This is a genomic window from Blastopirellula marina DSM 3645 (assembly GCF_000153105.1).
Lineage (GTDB): Bacteria > Planctomycetota > Planctomycetia > Pirellulales > Pirellulaceae > Blastopirellula > Blastopirellula marina.
In genome coordinates this window covers 778827-800078 of sequence record NZ_CH672376.1, presented here as the reverse complement: position 1 = coordinate 800078, position 21252 = coordinate 778827, and the positions used below count along the sequence as shown (strand labels likewise).

The 21252-nt window shown below is 52.5% G+C and carries 15 protein-coding genes and 1 pseudogene; 8 read left to right on the top strand and 8 right to left on the bottom strand.

Annotation, left to right across the window (positions count from 1 at the left end; all coding sequences use genetic code 11):
• Positions 1-56 precede the first annotated feature (56 nt).
• Positions 57-1658, bottom strand: a complete 1602-nt coding sequence (locus DSM3645_RS04885; protein WP_002650930.1) for a transposase — start codon at positions 1656-1658, stop codon at positions 57-59.
• A 133-nt stretch (positions 1659-1791) separates the two neighbouring features.
• Here DSM3645_RS04885 and DSM3645_RS31175 point away from each other — a divergent pair.
• From DSM3645_RS31175 to DSM3645_RS31910, 4 genes and pseudogenes are all read left to right on the top strand, one after another.
• Positions 1792-1893: pseudogene (locus DSM3645_RS31175) on the top strand (transposase); the annotation flags it as partial.
• On the top strand, positions 1863-2924 hold the full coding sequence (locus DSM3645_RS04875; RefSeq protein ID WP_237564866.1) for an IS3 family transposase: 1062 nt from the start codon (positions 1863-1865) through the stop codon (positions 2922-2924). The pseudogene DSM3645_RS31175 and the gene DSM3645_RS04875, both read left to right, overlap by 31 nt.
• 328 nt (positions 2925-3252) lie before the next feature.
• Positions 3253-3828 carry a hypothetical protein gene (locus DSM3645_RS04870; protein ID WP_002650927.1) on the top strand — a complete coding sequence of 192 codons (576 nt, stop codon included), beginning with the start codon at positions 3253-3255 and terminating at the stop codon, positions 3826-3828.
• Between the two features lie 90 nt (positions 3829-3918).
• Positions 3919-4599 carry a hypothetical protein gene (locus DSM3645_RS31910; protein ID WP_002650926.1) on the top strand — a complete coding sequence of 227 codons (681 nt, stop codon included), beginning with the start codon at positions 3919-3921 and terminating at the stop codon, positions 4597-4599.
• Positions 4600-4703: 104 nt separating this feature from the next.
• Here DSM3645_RS31910 and DSM3645_RS04860 read toward each other — a convergent pair whose 3' ends face one another.
• From DSM3645_RS04860 to DSM3645_RS04850, 3 genes are all read right to left on the bottom strand, one after another.
• Entirely contained in the window at positions 4704-9920 is a 5217-nt protein-coding gene (locus tag DSM3645_RS04860) for a hypothetical protein (protein ID WP_237564755.1), read from the bottom strand.
• An 86-nt stretch (positions 9921-10006) separates the two neighbouring features.
• Positions 10007-10777 (bottom strand): hypothetical protein, encoded by a 771-nt coding sequence (locus tag DSM3645_RS04855; protein WP_002650924.1) that lies wholly within the window; start codon positions 10775-10777, stop codon positions 10007-10009.
• A gap of 24 nt (positions 10778-10801) precedes the next feature.
• Positions 10802-11326, bottom strand: coding sequence for a hypothetical protein (locus DSM3645_RS04850; protein WP_131282229.1), 525 nt, complete (start codon positions 11324-11326; stop codon positions 10802-10804).
• Between the two features lie 507 nt (positions 11327-11833).
• Here DSM3645_RS04850 and DSM3645_RS04840 point away from each other — a divergent pair.
• Entirely contained in the window at positions 11834-12958 is a 1125-nt protein-coding gene (locus DSM3645_RS04840; RefSeq protein WP_040351615.1) for an ISAs1 family transposase, read from the top strand.
• Positions 12959-13060: 102 nt separating this feature from the next.
• On the opposite strand, the gene DSM3645_RS04835 is transcribed toward DSM3645_RS04840, so the two are convergent.
• On the bottom strand, positions 13061-14254 hold the full coding sequence (locus tag DSM3645_RS04835) for a T6SS phospholipase effector Tle1-like catalytic domain-containing protein (RefSeq protein WP_002650920.1): 1194 nt from the start codon (positions 14252-14254) through the stop codon (positions 13061-13063).
• A 610-nt stretch (positions 14255-14864) separates the two neighbouring features.
• Between DSM3645_RS04835 and DSM3645_RS04830 the strand changes: the two genes are divergently transcribed.
• Positions 14865-16019, top strand: coding sequence for an IS4-like element ISBlma2 family transposase (locus tag DSM3645_RS04830; RefSeq protein WP_076612039.1), 1155 nt, complete (start codon positions 14865-14867; stop codon positions 16017-16019).
• Here the strand turns inward: DSM3645_RS04830 and DSM3645_RS04825 are convergent.
• Entirely contained in the window at positions 16003-16668 is a 666-nt protein-coding gene (locus DSM3645_RS04825; protein ID WP_002650918.1) for an endonuclease, read from the bottom strand. The two genes, DSM3645_RS04830 and DSM3645_RS04825, sit on opposite strands and share 17 nt — an antisense overlap.
• A 269-nt stretch (positions 16669-16937) precedes the next feature.
• Between DSM3645_RS04825 and DSM3645_RS04820 the strand changes: the two genes are divergently transcribed.
• Both DSM3645_RS04820 and DSM3645_RS04815 read left to right on the top strand, forming a co-directional pair.
• Entirely contained in the window at positions 16938-17966 is a 1029-nt protein-coding gene (locus DSM3645_RS04820; protein ID WP_131282226.1) for a hypothetical protein, read from the top strand.
• A 92-nt stretch (positions 17967-18058) separates the two neighbouring features.
• Positions 18059-19339: a S1 family peptidase gene (locus DSM3645_RS04815; RefSeq protein WP_002650916.1), complete on the top strand. Its 1281-nt coding sequence runs from the start codon at positions 18059-18061 to the stop codon at positions 19337-19339.
• A 95-nt stretch (positions 19340-19434) separates the two neighbouring features.
• Here the strand turns inward: DSM3645_RS04815 and DSM3645_RS04810 are convergent, their stop codons facing one another.
• Positions 19435-20742 carry an IS701 family transposase gene (locus DSM3645_RS04810; protein ID WP_040351614.1) on the bottom strand — a complete coding sequence of 436 codons (1308 nt, stop codon included), beginning with the start codon at positions 20740-20742 and terminating at the stop codon, positions 19435-19437.
• Positions 20743-20877: 135 nt separating this feature from the next.
• Positions 20878-21252, bottom strand: a 375-nt coding sequence (locus DSM3645_RS04805; RefSeq protein WP_002650914.1) for a transposase, incomplete at its 5' end; no start/stop codon positions are given.

Sequence of the window (21252 nt, the reverse complement as noted above, 5' to 3'; positions counted from 1 at the left end):
TGCAGGAGGGGACGCAAGACCTTTCATTCTGGACGTGTCGGTGTAGCTTGCCGTTCTTACCCGGTTTTCAGGCGATAGGCGGCGACGCGCTGGATATTTAGTCCGAGAGCGCGGAGTGTTGCCGTGTAGGTGATTTTCGTCATGCCTCGAACTCGTAGCGAAGCCATTCCCATCTGATATTTAAACCGCGACATCGTAGCCTCGACACCAGCCCGCCACCGATAGCGATCTCGGAACTCCTTGCCCCGTTCCTTTTGGCGACGCCTCCATAAATGAACACGATCATGGGTGTATTGGTAACGCGCCGAACTACGTCCCACCGAAGAAGCGGGGCATCGCTCCCGATGAGGACAAGTCGCACAAGATTCGAGTGTAAAAACAACTTGGAGACGAATGCCGGCCACGCTTGTCTCTTTCGGCTCTTGGCCATGGGGGCAGCGAGTAATGCGTCCGTCTTCAGCGAGTTCAAAGTCTTCTAGCGTCAATTTGCCTTGCAATTTTCCTTTGGGAGTTTGCGCCGGGGAGACGATTTCGACATCGCGAGCACGCCCTTTTTCAAGGCACTCCGTCGATCCATAGTGCGAGTCTGCCAGAAGTTCTTTGGGTTTCACACCACGTTGTTCGGTGCAGTCCATCGCAGGCGTCAAGGCATCTTTGTCGTGCATCGTCATAGGATTGACTGCCACGTACGTTATCAAGTCTGGTTTCGGAGGATCAGCTTGTTCTTGTTCGTCAGGGTGGCTTTCCTCGTACGTTTCCATGATCTGAACGAGATATCCTGGTCCACGATGCTTGTTGTAGCGTGCGTCAGGATCGGCAGGATTGATCACATGGGCACATGCAGTCGTGTGAGGCGGCCTCACGGATACAGGAGTCGCTGAGTTTTCATCTACTTCGCACTGCTCATCGAAAACTCGGCGGAGCAACTGATAACTTTCGAGCGTCGAACATTCGGCTGCGCGGAATTGTTGGATCAGTTCAAAAACATCTTGGGCAGCTTCTGGCAAGCGCTTTTTCGATTCGCTCGGGCGGGTATCACCGAAACAGCCATCGCCCGAACGCTCGACGTATTTGCGAATGGTATCCGGAGCAACATCCGCATAAAGTGCCGCATGCTTTCGTTTTAGTTCACGTAGAAACTTGCTGGTCGCCTCGACCAGAATTCCTAGCCTAGTCAGTCCGCGAATCGCAGATTTTACCGCCGTCGAGTCGAGACGTTGCTTCCCCGTATCGACACCCATTTCTTCGATGAGCCTATCGGTCAGCGTCTGGAACAAAACCTGATCCAGCCCCGCGGCCAACACTTTTTGGCGATAGTTACGAATCGTCCGTTCGCACAGGTACGCATCAGCATCCCGCCTGATATCCAATGCATAGTGCCAAGTCATGTTCAGCGCGACCGCTTCCGTCGTTTGTCGATCCGTGAAATCATGGAGTTGCTGAAGAATCAGAGCTCCCAAGGCAACGTACAGGTCCTTCGTCGGGCGTCCCAAATCCTTCCGGAACGCTTCGGCCAGCTTGCCAACCGGTAGTTGCTTCAGAAGGAATTCTCGAAAAACACCAGCCCAACTTCGTTCCAGTAATTTTAGTCGTTTGGGCCCCAGGTGTTCCCACGGATCGAAAAGATCCCCGTTCTGATGATCGCCGAAGGTAAGCATGCTCTAAATCTATCGCGAACGACAATTCCCACAACGCCGACTGTCGACTTTTTGCCGCCCCGTCGACATTTGACAATAGCTCCGACGGCATTCGGCCGAACAGATCATCAAGAAGTTGCGGAACGCGGACGCCATGGTGGCGGCTGGCAAGAGCGTCGGAGAAGTGCTGCAGGCGCTGGAAGTCAGCGAGGCCACTTTGAGCCGCTGGCGATCGCAGTATGGCGGGATGAAGAGCGAAGAGGCGAAGCGTCTCAAGTCGCTCGAAGAAGAGAACAATCGACTGAAAAAGATCGTCGCCGATCAGGCCTTGGATATCTCGATGCTGAAGGAGATCGCCAAGGGAAACTGACCACCCCTCAGTCGCGACGCGCGGCGGTCAAGCAGCTTCAGGAGAAGTATTCAGTCTCCGAAAGGCGGGCCTGTCGCGTGCTCGATCAGCCTCGATCGAGCCAACGATTTGAGGGGAAGCCGAAGGACGAAGACGTGCGTCTGACCAAGCGGATTTTAGAGCTTGTACGGCAGCGACCGCGCTGGGGTTATCGTCAGATCTGTCAACTGTTGCGGCGCGAGGGGGAGACCTTGAACATGAAAAAGATGTACCGACTTTGGAAAGCGGCCGGGCTGAAAGTTCCGCAAAAACGCCGTAAAAAGCGGGCGACAGGCGTCTCGACGAACGCTTGCCACGTGCAACCGGCCGGGTTCAGGCACGACGTGTGGACATGGGATTTCATTCAGTCATCGACGATCGATGGCAGGACGATCCGCTTTTTGAACATCGTTGATGAGTACACGCGGCAGTGCCTGGCGATCAAGGTTGGCCGCAGCATTACCAGCGAAGACGCGATCGATACGCTCGCCGAGCTGTTCGCGATGCATGGCGTGCCGAAGCGGATTCGCTGCGACAACGGGCCAGAGTTTATCTCCTGCGCGATCAAGACCTGGCTGGACCTGATCGGCGTCGAAGTACTCTACATCGAACCAGGATCGCCCTGGCAAAACGGCTTGTGCGTAAGCTTCAACAGCCGCCTTCGCGACGAATACCTGCACCAGACTGACCTGCTGAGCTTGGAGGACGCAAGGATCAAGGCCCGGGCCTGGCGCGAGGACTTCAACCACAACCGCCCGCACAGCTCGCTCGGCTACCTGACCCCGGCCGAGTTCGCGCGCCGCTGTGCTGCTTCCACTTCAGTCGCTGCGCTCCTTCCGTTCCAGCAGCACAGCGACTCCATTGAATCGTTACCTGTTTCCCAAACCAATCTTTCATAACGCTTGGTACAGAAAATTGGGGCAGGCCAGGTACGCCGCGATGCACAGCGAACATGCAATTACCAAAACGGTTGTCCCAGCACATTCGCAGTGCATGATGCATTTAGATCCAACTTTCTTTATCATTCTCCGAAAGAATTATTCTCAATTGCGATCGAGAATCTTGGAAACCGTATTGACCAGCGATCGAATTGCATCATGGCCGCATCTTAGCGGCAACTATTGAGCACAGCTGATCGAATAACAAAAACCCTCACAAAGAGTTGCCTGCCTTCTTCTGAGTGGGTAGTATTAGGGCTGGCAGTTTAGGCAGTCCTGGAGAATAGGAATGGCAAAGAAGAAAGCAAGCGATGCGGCATCTAGTCAACAGTCCGAAGTCGAAAAGCTGGTTGCAGGTGATATCAAAGAGATCCTTACTGCTGCCCAAGCACCGGTAGCAATCACTTTGCTCCAGCAATTGCTTGCAGCACAAGTCGATGCTTCTGTATCAACACAGGCCGCGAAGGCTTTCACGATGATTGTCGCTAAGGCAATAAGTGGTAGCTCCGAGTTCTTCGTCGTAAACATTGACGGACGCGAGCATTTGACAGATCAGCCGCCACTCAAACTGGCGGATACCTCATTTTCCACAGCTCCTGCTCCGCTGCAAGCCGCGAGCCGACCGTCGAACATAAGCCTGCTCAGTCAACAAGCAGTACTAGATTTACCCGCCAGAGTTTCTATGGTAATGCGGCGAATATTGTCGCAAAACGGTGGATGTATGCGAAGAGACTTTCTTGTATCGCATGTTGTTCAGAATTTTCCCGGAGAAGAAAATGCGGCGGCAATTATTTGTCGGCATCATTCGCAGAATTTTCCCTTCCAAACAAATGAGTCTACGTTGATGACTTGTCTCATCGGCTGATCCAAATCATGCCGCCTCCCGGAGATACTTATGACACGAGATAATTCTCTATGCCCAAAGCATATCGTCCTCAGCCTATGCCTCGCAGTCATGTCCGCCACACCGGCTCTTGAAGCCGGTGGAAATGATGCGAAACTCTTTCTCGAAGTCCCGTTCACCTCACAAGTAATGGTCACGCGCGGAAATGGTTTTTCTCACCATGTCAAAGCTCGAGGGAGACATCGAGCCCTGGAGCTAAAAGAAATCGGGCTAGAGCGAGACGATTCAGAGCATTTAACCCTGTCGATACAGCATCAAAGACAAGAGTCTTGTTGCGATAGCAAGCTGTACGTATATACCTGCAAATTACTCTTCTTTCCTGGCGATATTCAGTATGTTTCCGTCACAGAAAACAAGATGAAAGAGGTAGAGGCAGAAACGGGTGGAGCAGTCGAACCGGCCTTCACGGAATCTGCGACACCGATTTCCCTAGGAATCGACACCCCTCCAACGAAGTTAAATTCTATCAATATCGAAATCTCTGGAATCAGCGCCAGCTTATTCAGCATTAACGGTGTTGGACAGGGGCCCCTTTCCTTAAGCAACAGCACGATCAACCGCCCAGGAATTCAGTTACAAAAGATAGAAGAGAGCGATTCCGACCCTGCAGGTCCTGAAGTCACAACTCCTGAAGTCACAACTCCTGAAGTCACAACTCCTGAAGTCACAACTCCTGAAGTCACAACTCCTGAAGGCTCAACTCCTGAAGGCTCAACTCCTGAAGGCAACTGAAGTCATCTCAAGCGGGGCTACTTTGTCGAAACTCGAACATCAGTAACTGTTGCTTTGATTCATTCGCTAAACGCGGATACAACTCCAATTACTTGTTCAATCGTTTACAGGCCCGGTCCGACTTGCTCTAGCGGGGCCGGCAAGAGTCCAAAGGGAACCGATTCGGCTGGGTAATCTTGCGTGCCAAAGCTCTCGGGCTGAATGGGACGGAAGTAACGAGGGTCATACGGCGGTTCCGAATACTCCGGCATCGGTCTGCGATCGGGAATTTCAAATCCGCGCCCGGTTGGATCATTTTCCGGTTTCATTTGTTCATAGCGATAGCCGTTGGGATGATAGGGAGACGGCAACTCGTTCTGATGATACAAGTCAGGGCGATGATGCTGGGGAGTTTCACGAGGTGTTCCAATAAAGTCATCGAACCTCTTCTTCGAGATTTCGTCGATCGAATTCTTGACCGATTGATATCTTCCTCGCACGGTGTGCTCCGCATCTCGAGCATTCGTATGATTCAGGTCCACCACGCTCGGAGCCCAACGTAGTCCCATCAAGTCGTACAGCGTGGGATAGACTACCGTTTGCCCAAGGATGACGTTCTGCTGAATCGAGGACTCGTCGCTTGGAAGCGGCCGAAACGCCAGGCCGACGACGGGAATATCCTGCAATAGCGGAACCCCTTGCGAAGTTCGCGCCGCCTTCAGCGCCACTTGATAGCGGCTGATCAATCGTAATTCAAAACTCGATGTCTGAACTTGAGTGTTGATAAAATGTCGCTTGATACGTCCCAGATGTTTTTCATCTGCTTGGACAGGTTCACGAATATTGGTCGTGTACATGTAGTTGAAGTCGTAGATGATCGAATAGCCGTCTGGTTGGATTACCGGCCGAATCTCAAAGCCGGTTCCCGTTTCAAACTTGTAAATCGATGGATCGGGCACTAAGTCTTGCAGCGCCGACCCGCTTTGGTTGGGCTGCGGGGTGCTAAATCCCAACCGCTCTTCATCTTTGTTCGTAGGCAGGCTGGGATAGAGGTTCTGCACGACCCCATTCGGCTGCGCTCCCCCCATCAACTGAGCGGCCGCCAAAAACGTGGGATCGTTCGCCAGGGCGCCGTAATCTTGCAAGAGCGCCTTTGCTCCGTCAAACGCTTCAACGATGGCGATATCACGCTTCGGGAGGTCGAACTCCATCGTCGCCTGCGGAGTCACTTTGGCGAAGGCGCGATTGTTGGTCAAGATCGACGTCCGCTCGACCTGACCCAACGTCACGTCCCACTCGCTGGCGGCACTGCGAATTCTCACAAACGCCGGCTCGTAGAATTGCAGATTAAAGTCATCCTCCAGCGCCACCATCAGACGCTTGAGGTAGTTATCCATCTGGGAGATGTGCGCTCGCGTCCCTTCCAGCAGGTCAATCACCTTTTCTTCTTGCTCTTCGATAAAGAAGTCGAGCAGCTTGCGGTGTTGCAGCGAACGGCGAGTCTCGTGCAAGAATCCTTCTGCGTTCTTTTTTTGCTCGATCGCGATTTCTAGCTGCTGAATGCCATCGATCAATGTCTGGGCTGCTGCAAGCAACTGCCGCGATTCTGGCTTGTTGCTTGACTTCTCTAGCTTGAGTTTTATGTTGTTAAACTGCATATTTACATCGCTGATCGCGTTAGGCGAATCGAGATTGACAGGGGAAGCGGCGGCAAGCAACTCGGCAAATTCTAGCCCACACTTTTCCCAATACTGCTGTTGCCAATCAAGACTAGCGGCATAATCATTTATGAGGAGGCTTTCGTATAAAGCTTGAAACTGGGTCACTGCCTTTCCTAGCGGTGTATCAACTGTCGTTCGACTGAAGTCTGTGACCACCGATTCCTGTATCAGTTTGTTTGCGGCCGTATAGGCTTTCAGTTTCCTCAGGTATTTCGAACGATCATCCTGGTGTGGGTTTTCACGCTCAGGCGTGTTTTGCTCAATGGCTTCCACAATCTTTAGGATCTGTGGCTCGAGAGATTTTGTGAAGGATTTCAATTCCTGGAGTAGACTTTTTTTTTGTTCCAGCGATAGCATTTCACCAAAAAAGAGTGAGTAAGGTATTTCATCTAGTCTCTTGAATTGGCCATCCTGCAATACCGTTTGCTGCGCTTTTGCTATAAGTCTATTGATCTCAGATCTCAAGTTTTCTCTATTACTCTCAATCGTTCGTAGCACTGCAAACCCCGCCAGTCTCTGTTTCGCGAGTTCCTCGCTCGCCTTGAATCGTTGCGTTTGCAAATTGGTGATCGCTCGCAGCACTTGGGGCCGAATTGCGTTAGCCGCTTGTTCCTCGGCCTGCACGTCGAATTCTCGAGAGTCTTCGATCATCGCACGTTCAATGACGCGTTGTTTTAGCTCCAATTCTGAGATGAGCCGCGCTTTGAAGATTTGCGCCAGGCGAATGAACTCGCGCTGCATCGGATTCATCGCGTTGGCGGTTTCAAACGACGCAAACTCGACGTTGCCAGTCGGCGGGCAACCGTCGCCATTCAGCAACATTTCGTTTGCCGAGAAGAAGGTCAGAAAGCTGCGAAAATGGTACCGCTCGTTGTTATTCAAGACGACTCGATAAAGCGTATTTCCATCGATCCTTTCATGCGAGTGATGCGGCAGCCAGTGATGAGTGCGATACGGAAAGATTTCGGCGGAGCGGCGGTAGTCGAACTCGGCTTGCACGAGATTGTTTCGCACTTTGTACATGAAATTTTGCAGAATACGTTCACGGATATCGTTTCGCGCTAGAGCCAATATGAACATCGCTTGATGTATGCTGGTGGTATCCATCGAGTGGAGGCCGAGCAGCTTATTCTCACTTCGCAGAAATTCGGAATCCATTTCGTACAATTCATCCACGAAGTCGCGTCCGAAGAAACCGTAGAGGTATTTGCGGTCGCGATCGACTTGATAGTGATTTCCCTGATCTGCTTCCATCGCAACGCGGGTCGCTTCTTCCACCACCGCTTGTCGTAGCAGCATCAGGCTTTGCGAGGTTAAAAACCGTCCCAGGCCGATGTGCGCCTCGACCTTGCCTAATGGCTTTTCCATCCGATCAGCCCGTTCTCCATTCAGTTGAACGGTGACGATCTCGACTTTGACCTGACCGAGCGGCATGTCGATTTGATGGACCATCGTGCGGATCTTATCGATCCCTTTCCGTGGCCCGCGAATCTGCAGCAGCCCCTCGCCGATGACGCTAACCGAGCACTGGGCTACGGAATCCACTGAATTGACTTTGCCGGCGGCGTAAGTGTCTGGATCTTCGTTGGCTGCGGCGACTTCCAACCGAAATTGATCTTCCCGAGCGCGATCCTCCAATGCTTGTTGATGCAGCGCTTCTTCGTTCGCCTTCGCTGCCGCCGTCCGCTTTGTTTGCAGATTGTTGCGAATCTCATCAGCACTCGCGGCCAAGGCGAAAGCTACCGACTGCGCCATTGCAACGGTGTTCTGTTGAGAACTAATCTGTCCGTCTAGTTGAGCAATCTGATTCTGAATGGTATTCGCGTTGGGCGGGTTCGCATTCAGTTGCGATTCAAGGCCGGACTTATTATTTTTCAGTCGCTGCTCTTCCAGCTTCTGTCGCCGAAGCTCCGCGTCTTGTCGCGCGTATTCCACCTCCAACGTTTTGGCTTGGTTTTCCATTTCGCGCAGTTCTTCTGCTGCGCGAACCGCTGCTCGCTCTTTGGTGCGGCGCTCGTCAGCAATTTCATCCGCTTTCTGACGCTGCTTGTCGGCCCGTTGTTGGGCCAAGGTCACTGCCTGACGATTCAGCGATTCGGCCGTACGATTAATCAGCTGGGCGACACGGTGTGCGTCCCGAAAATAGAACAGCCGCACCACGCGGGTCTCGACTTTGTCGCTTGGATTAATACGGCGAGCAAAGTCGGGTTGGGGCGATGTTGGCAAGAATTCTGAATACTCGATCCGCTCGGCGTCTTGCGGTTGGGGGTCAACGCCAAATACGGACTCTTGCGAGACACCAGCAGCGCCAGTCGCACCATTGGAGCCGACGATATTCCCAGCGAGATCTTTTAATGGCGAATTCGTCGACTTATCGGCTGCAAATTGCGGAATTCGCAACCGAAAGATCCCCAGATCGATCGCGCCCAGATTGATGGTTACGATTTTCGGATTATCAGAACTTATCACTGGGGAATCGGAGTAAGAGATCTGAGTAAAACCTCCTTCTTTCGTGATTTGCTCAAGAATGAAGTTCTCCTTTATCACGGACTTAGGGTCGAGGTCTCCTTGTTCAAACTCAAGCTCCAGATTGACGATCGCCTTAGCGGGAGAGTCATTTGTGTACTCGACGATATTCGTACGGACAGTCTCCAGGAACGGGCCAAGCGTATCGACTTCGAAGAGAAGGGAAGTCGTTATCGGTTGCGTTCCCGAACTATCGGTCCAAAACGCCTTGATAGCTTGTATTCCTTGATTCTCAATTGAGGTAAGGAATTGATTCGATTCGAATGAAATTGATGGATCGCTTAATCCAGCGGCTCGACGTATTGACGTCAACGGCGCCTCATCGTGAAAGAGGCTTAATATGCCATCGTTATTGGGAAGGCCATTAAATTTAAATGACAACTGCTTGTTGCCAGACAATTTTGATGAATTGAGGAAATAGCGAGATATCGGATTTCCATTGACGCCCTTGACGCTCGTAGCAGAAAGGGCCGTCTTATCGATTTCCACGCCGGCAAGACTGGAGTTGACGTTTGTTGAGACAGCGAAATCAGGAGATGGAATTGCCAGCTGTAGATTAGTTGGGAAAAGTTTTGTCTGGGTTGTCGGATTTAGTGGAGCCGGATTTGGTGTTGTATACGAGGCCAAAATCTCCAGCTCGATTCTCGTCTTTTGATTTGGTCCATCAAAAACGTTTTTCAATTTTTCTACATCCAGCGGAACGTCATAGCCGCCATTTCCATTTTTCGCAGGATCTTTTCCAATTTTACTGACTTCGATTCCCTCGCCAGTCCGAACCACAAGGGAAGTAATCGTGGCGTCTGACCCGGTTAGTTTTAGATTCTCGCAAGTAAGTTGGAACTCATTGTCAAAATCTTTCAGGATAAAGAAATAAACCTGCTTCGGCACATTGACCTTGTTTTCTATCTCCTGATAGGAGTACTTGGGCACAACCGGCTCGCCACCGGGTTCTTTTTTCAAGCTAAACTTAGGGGTAGACGCTGTTTCTTCGTCAGCGGGTGACGTCCAGCCAGGACGGAAGATTAGAAATCCGCCCACAAGCAATATGGTCAGTGTAACGGCGACGTTTGCACGCCCCGTGCGAGAATGAGACATGACAGCTTCCTTCCCTGGATGCTTGATGACTCGAATTATGTTCGTGTAATTCCCTGCTGCGTCCTGCAACAGGGGCCATTTCTTGATTATCGATTGGTTGGCACAAAATCGAGTGACGCCGAATCCTTTAGGCGTTGGGCTCGATCAATTTGTTTTTCGTACTGCCGAGCAGGCTGGTCATCCGCATAACTGGATAGCGGAGTAACTCCGGGTATTGCACTGCTTAGGCTTTTGGCGCCATTCAATAGCTTGGCAGTGCAAGAGTCGACGGCGCCAACCGCAGACTTTGCCAATTGCCCGCCACCATGCATTGTCTCTTTCAGTGCGCCTAGAGTCTGCGACTGGCCCAAATGTTGACCCGCGTTTTCAAACACGTGCTCACGAAAATTTGCAAGGTTCCGCCGAACTCCCTGGCCAGAGTGGTATTTCACCCTTACCGACTGCTCGTCGCATCCATAGTTGATTTCGATGCGACTATGATCATAGATGTACTCGATCCCGTGCTTGTTATGAGCGATGACTGGGCTTCCCGCAGCCAAGGTGACTTCGGTATAGACTCGTTGGCCGGTTTTCGGATGACTAGCGATGATTACCGTAGGTCCACCTTGGATAATTGGTCCCTGAAACTCGCGGTCACCGCTATAGAAATAACGATGAATGTGCAGCGTAGGCGGAATCTCAGCGGTAAAGGACTCTCCCGAGTCGCGAATGCTGACCGCAGGCAACCCATCGCGATGCATCCCTGGCTCGACGACAACTAAGTCATGCAAGCCGGCAACACGCGGCTCTACCGCCAATCCAATCATAGGCGCACTCAAGACCACCGCGATGGCGGCTAGTTGGGCAAGGAAATTCATATCTTGTCGTCCATGACACCGGCTTTACATTTCGTGCATGTAGTGGAAGACGATTTCCACATGCGTAATTCGATTAAAATCTTGCTGGACAAGAGCTGGCAAATAATTGGTATAATTAGCACTTACGGTATAGTTGGAAGTCGCGGCGTATGTGGAAGCAGAATCAACCTGCGTCGGGATCAAACTGGTCATGATTTCCCCATCTCGACGCACCCAGATTCGCTTTTGAGTCTGAAACACGAGTCGCATTCCCTCCAGGGTCGTATCGGGCGAACCGGGGGGGCCAGCAAACGCCCGCACTTTGACCAGAACATTTGCGCCATGAAACACCTTGTCGTGTCCGCCATCATATTGCAGTCGCCCCGTGCAATTGCAGCTTCCATTGTCGAAAATGGCGACTCCGATACGATCGAAAACGATTCCGCTTGTCGCAAAATTCTGTTGGGGAGGTTGTGGAAAAAAATACTTGGAGTTTGATAGACCGGCAGTTGCGATCGCTTCTAGCTGATTGCCTGTGGCGACTGTTACGATACGAACGGTTGCTTCCACCGTCGACGTTTCGTAAGTAGCATCTGGAGCTTTGCACCAACATCGCGTGCTAGCTGGCATTTTCGCCCGCGCACAGTAGATCTCTCCAGCCCAAAGGTGACTGGCCATCGAGATCGCCGCGATGAAAATGGGTACGTATTGGAAGTGAAGATGCATAGGAGCTCTCGCCTGGCTTTCTGGTCCTATTAGCGTAATCGGCAATCTATTGGTGGCAACTTTTGTTTATCCATTGATTTGGGGGGATAAGGCCTCCCGCTAGGTATTCCATGCTTGTTTTGACGCTTTCTTTCAAGATGCCAATCTCGCGACAATTGATTTCATAGTAGCGCCGACTGACTTCCGATGGTAGACACCGCATGCCAGGACTGCACAGCCAGCGCGGACTTTGGGTAATTTAGCGTAGCGCCTCCGGCTCAATTCTGCGATGATATCGGTTTTCCGATTGCCCGTCACGCGCTGCAGAAAGAGCCGATGTCTCGCTAGGTTGATCAGGACGATGTCGTTTCGATTCTCGAATATTTTGCGGAGCTTGATGATCCGCGTTGCCATATCAATCTTAAGCATTTACTTGGCGACTTGCTCGTCATTTGCGTGCTCGCGGTGATCGCCGGGGCGGACGGGCCGCGGTCGATCGCCATCTGGGTCGAAGCGCATGCCGACTGGTTAAAGAAGCGACTCGAACTGCCAGGCGGCATTCCTTCGCACGACATGATCGGTCGATTGCTCGCGCTGCTCAAGCCGAGTGCGTTTCAACAATGCTTTGACGAATGGCTGACTGCGATGCGGCAGGAAGCGACGAACGAAAGCGATGCGCGAGAGATCATCGCGATCGACGGCAAGACGCTGCGGCGATCTCATGATCGCGGCAAAGGACTCGGACCGCTATGCCTAGTGAGCGCCTGGGCGGTCCGGGCAGGCGTTAGTCTCGGGCAAGTGGCGGCCGCCGACAAGTCGAACGAAATCGTCGTATTCCCCGAACTAATCGCACAAATCGACGTCAGTAAAGCGATCGTCACGCTCGACGCGGCAGGCTGCCAACGTGACGTCGCGGAGAAGATTATCGCTGGCAAGGGAGATTACGTTCTCGCGCTCAAAGGAAACCAAGAGCGGCTGCACGAGCAAGTGCGCGACTACATCACGACGCAGTTGGAAAATGATTTCGATCGCGTGAAGGTCGAGCGTCACGAGGAAGAAGCGAAAGGGCACGGCCGCCTCGACAAGTTGTTTTACTATCAGCTGAAGCTGCCGGACGAAGTGCCTGCTGGCGAAGATTGGTGCGGCTTGAAAACGATCGGCGTCGCGATTCGCATCAGCCAAGAGAATGGACGAGAAACGTTCGATACGAGATATTATATTAGCTCGTTGAAGCCGGACGCGAAGCAATTCGCCGGGGCCGTTCGCGGCCACTGGGGAATCGATAATTCGCTTCACTGGACGCTCGATGTAACGTTCCGTGAAGACGAAAGTCGACTGAGAAATCGCATCGCGGCGGAGAACCTAGCGTGGCTAAAACGCCTCGCCGTGTCGCTGATCAAACAACGCAAAAGCAAGGAAAGCGTCGTTATGCGAAGACGCATGACGGGCTGGAACGTGAACTTCCTGGCTGAAATCCTTGGCCTGGGAAGGAGTTAGTGTGCGTCAGCCGTGGGCTCGAAGCCGCCACGAGAAAGTACACAGACAGACGATAGGCAACCATGTTTTACCTGTGTTGGCTCAAGGTTCGAGAGGGAGTTATCACAGTGAATTCTCGTTACCCGATGTCACGATGCGAGAATCTGCCCAAGACTCGGGAGCTTTGGCAAGCCTGCGAATTTCTTCGAGCAGTTGTTCTTTGATGTTGTTAGGTGCATACGAAAGCGTTTCATCACGGACCCGCATCAATGCAGCATGATCAAATACGGCGTCGACAGGTAACGTTCGATTTCTTCCGAGGCCCAATTGCGGCCAACGGAATTTCTGGCCAGGCTTTGCAGGCGGTAATTTCGGAAATAGCTCGGCCGGCCACCATTTCCATGTGAGCGAGTCGTGGATTCGCTCGGCCCACGGCGGAGTATGGGAGGGTGAAAGTAAGAGTGAGAGGCGTTCCGGGTTAACTGCAAGCCCAGCATTCGTTGCTTCGTTGACAATCCAGCTAAAGGCCGATCGCCAAGCATCTCCTTCTTCTTTCGCATAGCCGCCGCCGATGTCACCGTGAGAACCGGGAAACCACCTTTCTTCCAGGTCTTGCGTCAGAGGCTTGGGAAACATTAGATTTTGGCGAAAAAACCACCGGCGTTCGTCAATCGCTACAGCATGACGAATTCTATTGATGCTGGGGTTTCGGGCTGTAAACGGATAGGTTGCGGGATCCCAAACCCAGCCGACGGACTTCACGGTGTCCCACACCCCTAAATAGTGAATTGGAAATCGACGATTTCTTGGACCCTTTATGGGAGTAGCGAATGTGTTTCGAAACGAATTGCAGTCTTGCCAATAGAGATTGTTTCCCTTGTTCGTCTCGGAATTCAGTCTCTTGCGCAGTCCTCCAAAGAGACGCAGTGAATAGGGTACGAGGTTTTTGTTGCCGCGAGGTAAAAGACCTACTTGATGCAGCATTCCCGCAAGTAGCCGGACGGTATATGCCCCGCGACTGAACCCGAACAAAAATACTCTGTCTCTCGGCTCCCAAACGTCCATGAGATAGGTGTACGCGTTCTCAACCTTGCGCGTAAGCCCGACAGCAAATGCCAAATCAGCTGCTTTCCAAAGCGATTGACCAATTCGGCTCCAGATTGAAGGCTCAGGCAAAGTGCCCACGCCAGGATCGTAGTATACGAGCTGACGTTCCGGGTCGTGAATTGCGACTTTTACTAGTCGCATCACATTGGTGATATCGCCAGTGAATTGATTGCTAGTTCCGTCACAGCAGATCACGATATTTCGCGGCATGAGTTTCTGTCTACGCTTTCTGCTGACATCGTTATCGAATTGAAAAACTCGGCGTCGCAATAAGAGGAGCTTGGTTGCTCGAATTCGTTTTCAGGGGAAATGGAGTACAGCGGCCAGATCTCCATTCAACCGATTCACGGTTCAGTCTCTTCACGAATTCTCAATTATCGATCACCATGTGCAATTTGAGGGCGGCGAGGATCTCTGGAAGCGGTTTAGCATAGGCCAACTCGGGCGTACCTCGATCGCTTCCACGGTAGTTCATAGCTACAGGAGCATGAGACGATGAGTCGATCCAGATTGCCCCCGAATCGCCCCCCTCGCTCAATTCGTACCTGGATGGCATGGAACGCCGTTGCGCATCTGGGTAGGCGACAAACTCTAAAATTGATCTAGCAAAGAACTTCGAGCCTGTGCTTCAAGGGAGTTGGACGACTTCCACAAGCAGCAGGGAGGCTCGAAGGTGGCCCGAGGACCACATCGCGTATGCTATCAGCGCGAGCTGACGGCGGCGATATCGCAATTCTTGCCGCCGCAATTTTTTGCGCGCTGGCGATTTCATGGCAACGCAAATTGGACGCCTCAGCGGTTGGCTTGGGCGGCATGCCTGATGAGTTGGAGCACCGATTCCACACTCACCGATCGACTGGAGAGCGTCGGCGCTTTACTGGGCGAACTCTTTCCGCGTTGGCGCGTCGGCTTGGCGTTGGGCGGATTCGGCCGCGCATGCATTCGTGAGACGCCGCGGATGCTTGACGAAGTGCGTCGCCAACTGCGCAGTTCGGTCGCTGGTTGGTTGGAGCAATATCGCGTGTTCGGTTGGGTGGTGATGGCGGTCGACGGTTCGCGCTTCGAGGCTCCGCGTACGCGCGCCAACGAAGCAGGCCTCGGCTGCGCAGGACGCGAGAAGACGACGCCGCAAATTTATCAAACCACGTTGCAGCATGTCGGCACGTCGTTGCCGTGGGACTTTCGCATCGGCCCCGGCACGGCCAGCGAACGACGTCAGTTAGACGAAATGCTCCCTGATTTACCGGGTAAATCGCTGCTAATCGCCGACGCCGGCTTCATCAGTTACGATCTCTGTCGCGTGCTGCTGATGGGGCGGCATGACTTTCTACTGCGCGTCGGCGGAAATACGCACCTGCTGGAAAAGCTCGGCTTCGCTTGCGAAACGCGCGAGCGAACCGTCTATCTATGGCCGTTGAGATTTCATGCGATTCCGCCGGTCGTGTTGCGACTGATCGTGCTCCGCGACGCGAACAAAGAACCGGTTTATCTGGTGACAAATATTGATTCGGAGTCGCTTCCCGAAGAAATCGCGAGTCAAATTTATCGTCTTCGCTGGGGACTCGAAACTCACTTCCGCGGGTTGAAACAAACGCTTGGTCGCGATCGCGTGTTAAGTCGAACTCCAGCCACGGCGCTCGCCGAACAGGGCTGGCTCAACATCGGGGCTTGGTTGCTGCAGTTGATGACGACCGCCGCGCTGATCGCGGCGAACGAACAGCCGCGGCAATGGTCGGTAGCCAAGGCAAGTCGCGAAGTTCGCCGCACGATGCGCGGCTGTCCGTCACGCTGTATCCGCCAACCGCTCTGCCAACGCTTGGGCTGCGCCAAGATCGACGGATACCAACGAAAAGGCCCCAAACAAACCCGCCGTGGCGTGCAAAAGAAGCGAGAAAAGCCGCCAGGACCACCGAAAATACGACAGGCTACGAAGAAGGAACAACAACTGGCCCAACAGTTTATGCGGCCGCCATAGCCCAGATGCGCAACGGCGTTCCGTGCCATGCGAGTAGTGTTGGAATTTGAGGCTCGAACCATGCCTTGTCGATGTTTCGATTGCCATAAACCGTGTAAAAGTACAACATCGCGCGGGCGACGTTTCCTTTGTGAGCCTCACGCGGCTCAAACAAATTGTCACTTGATTCGCTGAAATTATCCCGTTCATCCAGTCCCGGCAGGTCGCCCGATGGAGAGTCGGAGTTCCACCATCGCTGAGAGACATCATCCGGTATGTCGCCAAATGGTTTGTTCCCCCGATCCGAATTGACTGGGTTACGTGTTGCAAATAGATGATGAAGGTCCGTCTTCATCTCGTTTCGACTGTTGGCGTTGGCGAACTTGGATTGTGGCCAAGTGTGCTCCGTGTTCACCACGGTGTGATCAGGAATGTCGCTCGTCGGGAATTTCTCGCCCGTGTATACGAGTAGCACTTTGCCATCGAAGTTGTCGATCCGGGAAAACATCTCTCGACGTGCTTCGAAGTAGTCCAGGCGGTTCGTTGGAGTGAATTCGCTTCTCAAGACTTGAGCTAGTTCTTCTCCCGATTTTCCGGGAAAGATCTCGTCTGCGGAAGCAGATGAATACGGGATAACTAACAGCAAGGCTAGTAATAGCATTTGGCGCATTTTAGGACCACTCGCGGTTTGAATGAACGAATAAACTCGACAGAGTAAGCGTAATCCTATCCAATCGCATAAAGGGCACACGGATAAAATTCGGACTAATAGTTCAAGAGATCGGCATTATGATTTCTCGGGTGAAACTTGTTTATAGAAGGGGCAGCCAGAGATTGGTTGCATGTGCGCCTAGTTAATTGATGTCGCGAGAATTTTGGGTTAATCTTCTTGCAGATTGCAGACTGTCATTGCCGGGCGGCTATGCAGGAGTTGGGGTAGTGTCCGGATATTCTGAAGGGATTTCGACAATGGGTTACGTGGTTAGTTATGGTCTCCCGAGTTTTGCCATTCTTCTGATCCTCATTTTTCTCATTTTGTGCTACTTCTCACGTCAAGATGCCTATTGGTATTTACCGCTCGTGTTTGCGCCTGCAGCGGGCGGCGCACTGATCGGATACACAGTTGGGCTTTGTGAAACCCCAATCGTGGCAACCTTCATTCCGGTTTTGATAGGTCTGCTGGGAGCAGTTGGGTATGCTGAAGCCAAAAATCAGCGATTTGTGGTGCAATTGAAGGAAAGGCTAAATAGCGCCGTTGCCGACGAAGGCGAAGCTCAGGGGATTGAGAAAATCAAAAAGCTCTTGAATGAATCCTCCCCTGCCCACGGTGTGATTCCTGCACTAGCAGGACTCGGAACATTTGCCTTCTTCTTTTTTTGTGGTTTTGGAATGGACGCTGGACTGAAAAACCGACTTCCCAGCTATCAAGGTATGGAGACGTTGTTGGTAAAATACCAACCTCTTACACCTGAAGAAGCGCTTTCTGTCGCTCAAACTAGTTGGGCGTTGCGCAAGAGGGAAATTCCAGTTAGGGAGCATGACCAGTTGCTTGTAGCGATGCTGAAGCCCGTCCTGGAAAAAACCAGCGAGCGAGAAAAGGAGCTCGTCAGAGTCTCTGAAATGATGCAAAAGAGCATAGACTCCGATGCCAATGACCTCGTCATCCCAGGACCTCCAGTTGGTGCAACGCCATTCCTAAAGTCTGCTGCTGCGGTCGGCTTTATGGTCGGCTTAGATGTCCGGCTGTCAGCTAATGCCGTGACATATGAGGAAGCATATATCCAATTGTTACATTTTCTACTGGGCGAGTCGGTGAAGCAATTGTCGAGCGAAGCAGAAAAGGCAAGTTTCGCGAAGAAGACTTTTAGCGACGTCCTCAAGATTGACGCAGATTTCCGTGCAGATCCCATGGCGATCAGAAACTACGAAGAAGGTTATAAAAAACTAAAGAAGATCGCGGAACGCTAGTTGGAATTGTCTTGTCTCTCAAGTCATTGAACGATGGCGCATCACAATCTTCACCACGAGCCGATCTGTTTGCGCTTAGGAGCGCGTTCGAAATGAATTCAAACACCGTGATCGCCGTGATTTTCATCATCGCATTGGTCGTCGCACCTCTTCATGCTCAACCCGAAGAAGGTGTAGTCCAAATTTTCACTGAGTATAATTTGACCAAGTCCACTGGGGCCGGATCTGGATTTTTCATTCGCATAGACAATTTCTCGTATATTGTCACCTGCTTTCACGTACTTGAGGGTGCAGACAAAGTAACCATCGTGGATTCTGCCAAGAATCGATACAGATCGGATGAAAAAGTGAGTGATGAGCTTGGCATTTGCTTCCTTGATGCCCAGCACGATATCGCTATCCTGAAATTGCTCAAGCAAGTGGACGGTTTGCATTACCTGGATTTAGATGAGAAAGCCCTCAAATTAGACAGCGCTAGGCCGGGTGGCGCGGCATGGCCTGATGCAGGGAAGGAGGTAGTCTTAATCGGGCACCCACAATTCATCCCATATTTGCAGCTGTCGGGCCGAATTATCCGCAGCACGTTTCTCAGGAGCGAAGAGTTTAAAACGATTCAAGGTCTTAAGATTTTTTCGGATGAACCAATCATTGATTTATTGGCAATTGATACAACAATCGGAGCTGGGATGAGCGGAGGCCCCGTATTGCTGAATAACAAAGTGGTTGGTATCGCGTCAGGAAGCATCCAAAAGGAGACCGTTGGCACGATTGGCTGGGCCATTCCGGTCAAAGAAATTCGTAAATTCGTTGAGGACAAAGACAATTTCCCGCTAATGTCATTGCAGGGGTTTAAGTGGCCGGTTCAAACGCTGATTGCGGCAGGGTGGACAAAGTCTCGTCACATTCGCAATCCCGATCAAGCCAGGAGCGTGAAATCGCTCAGGGACATTTTTGCGAATCGTAACGCGAGCACACATGCGCTTGAAATAGACCACGAAAAGGCAATGCTCGATGAAAATCGTCTCATCAGAATGGTTGGACGCATCACGCATATCAGCAAAGTCCCCGGTGACGTAGGTGGTCTGCCGAGCAGACGCCTAACGATAAATGCAGAAGGAGATGACGGAAATGAATTGGGTATTATTGTGTCTCTCGAGGTTCCAGAAAATTATTTACCGGATACGCTTTCAGAGCCCCAAGAGGAGCCTCGTGATTATGGCAGGGTTGAATTCAGTGGCGAACTCTCGGTGACTCCGCTGGCAATGGGCGCGTTTATTAAGTTGTATGTAAATGCTCTTTCACTCGACGATCTCGATGACGGAGTTGAACCGCGAGGGATCACTGATTCTCAGGTCAAGTCTGGTATTGAATAAGATCGAATCGCGATGGCCAACAACTTGCAGGCCCTGTAGAGGTCATTTTTTCAGGGCAACCAGGCGGAGTTGGTCTAAGTTCAACTTTTGCACTTTTACACGGCGATTGCGAGCGTATGTTCCAGGAGTTGTCTTACTTTTCGCGAGCCTGGGCCATTCAGCGCGAGTGACAAAACCTTTTGTCGCACGGTTTGCCGGCGGAGCGTGGCCAGCATGTCGGCGAAGGAAGCGTCGGCTTTAGACGTGTACCAGGGACAAGCCAGCGGTTGGTATTGGCGATGACCTGCGCGAGCGAACCACAGCACGACAAGCGAATACAACAACATCGCGACCGGGGCGGTGCGCTCGACCGAGCGGCGGCTCCAGCCTTGCGGTTCTTCGAAACCAAGCTGTTGCTTGCTATCGTGAAACGCGACTTCGATGCTCCACCTTTGAGCGTACCAAGCGATCACCTGCTCGGCTGTCGCTTCACAACGAGTCGAATAAAACGCTTGCGGTTTGCGGCCGCCGGTCAGCGGTTCGACTGCCACGACTCGTAGCGGTCGGTCGGGAGCGCTATGAACTCGTGCTTCGACATGGGCGACACGAGCCGTGTCGGTTCGCCCATAAATTTTGAATGACAATCGCCGGCAGCGCCCCTCCAGCATGGCCGCCGGCGTCGGCAACAGGTTGCCTCGCTTGCGTGGTCGGCCGTTGGTTCCCGGTTTTCTGACGGGCGGCGCCTCGTACAAACGAGCGTCCATCAGCAATCGGCTGGTCAAATCGCAATTCGGCGGTAAATTGTTCAGCACGCTTTGACCGCCGTAGGCGCTGTCGGCCACGGCATGAAAACGCCTGTTTTTCCGGTGGGAACAGAGCGTGCCGAGCATCTGCACCGCCAGTTCTGGTCGGGTCCGATAAACGCGGCGATGTTGGTTGGCCTTCGCCTTGTTCAGATACAAACGAAACAAAATCGGCAGGCAGTAATAATGTCCTGGACGAAAGGGCAACTCGACGATTACTCCCAGCACGACCCAGCTATGCCCCCAATTCATCACCGCCTTGCTGCGCGTTGAAATAAGCGGATCATGATGCATGCCGCAGCCGAAGATTTTCAAGCCGCGCTTGCGGGCCAACGTGTCATCCAACGCCAACAGGACGTCGCCATCGATCCACGGTTCGATCAAGTCGAACACCGCCAGACCGACGCGGTCGAGCGACCAGCGGGCGGCGCTGAACACGCGATGGTACGACGAAAAATGTTTGTCGGCCGAATCGCCCGCCGCGAGAATCATGCGTGTAACAGTCCGTCGACTGGCCAGCACCCACCCGGCCATCAGCGTCGCCAGACTCTCGAAGGTCGGAGTCGTCATCGCTTGGGCAAAGGGTTGCAAAAGGGCAGCAAATTCGGGTACAAGTTCCATTGTGAGCCTCCTTGCTCAAGTGCCTGGATGTGAGATACCCAAGCATCTTGACGGAGGCTCACGCTATTTCGGAAGAGCAATTCCAGAGGCGGTAAAAGTGCAAAAGTTGAACTAAGAGCCTATCCGGAAACACCTTTACGCGGTAAGTCGATATTTGAACGGAGGTTGGTCGCCTGTGGGGGCGAGCCTACGGAGCATGCGTCCGATCGACGCGACTTGGACCATCGCTTCGCTCGATTCGACGTGATGTTCGTAGTCGCGACTCAAGCGTCGCCAGCGTCCTAACCAACTGAAAGTGCGTTCGACGACCCAGCGTTTGGGCAGTAGCACGAAGCCTTTAGCTCCCACTGGACGACGAACGATTTCTAGTTCCCAGCGGATGTTTTTTTGCTCTGCAATCCACGCGTGAAGCTCGTGATTATGATACTTCGAATCGGCCCACACAATTTCCAACCGAGGCTGCTTCACTTGCGAGAGCTGTTTCATCACGGGACGCGCGGCGTACGCATC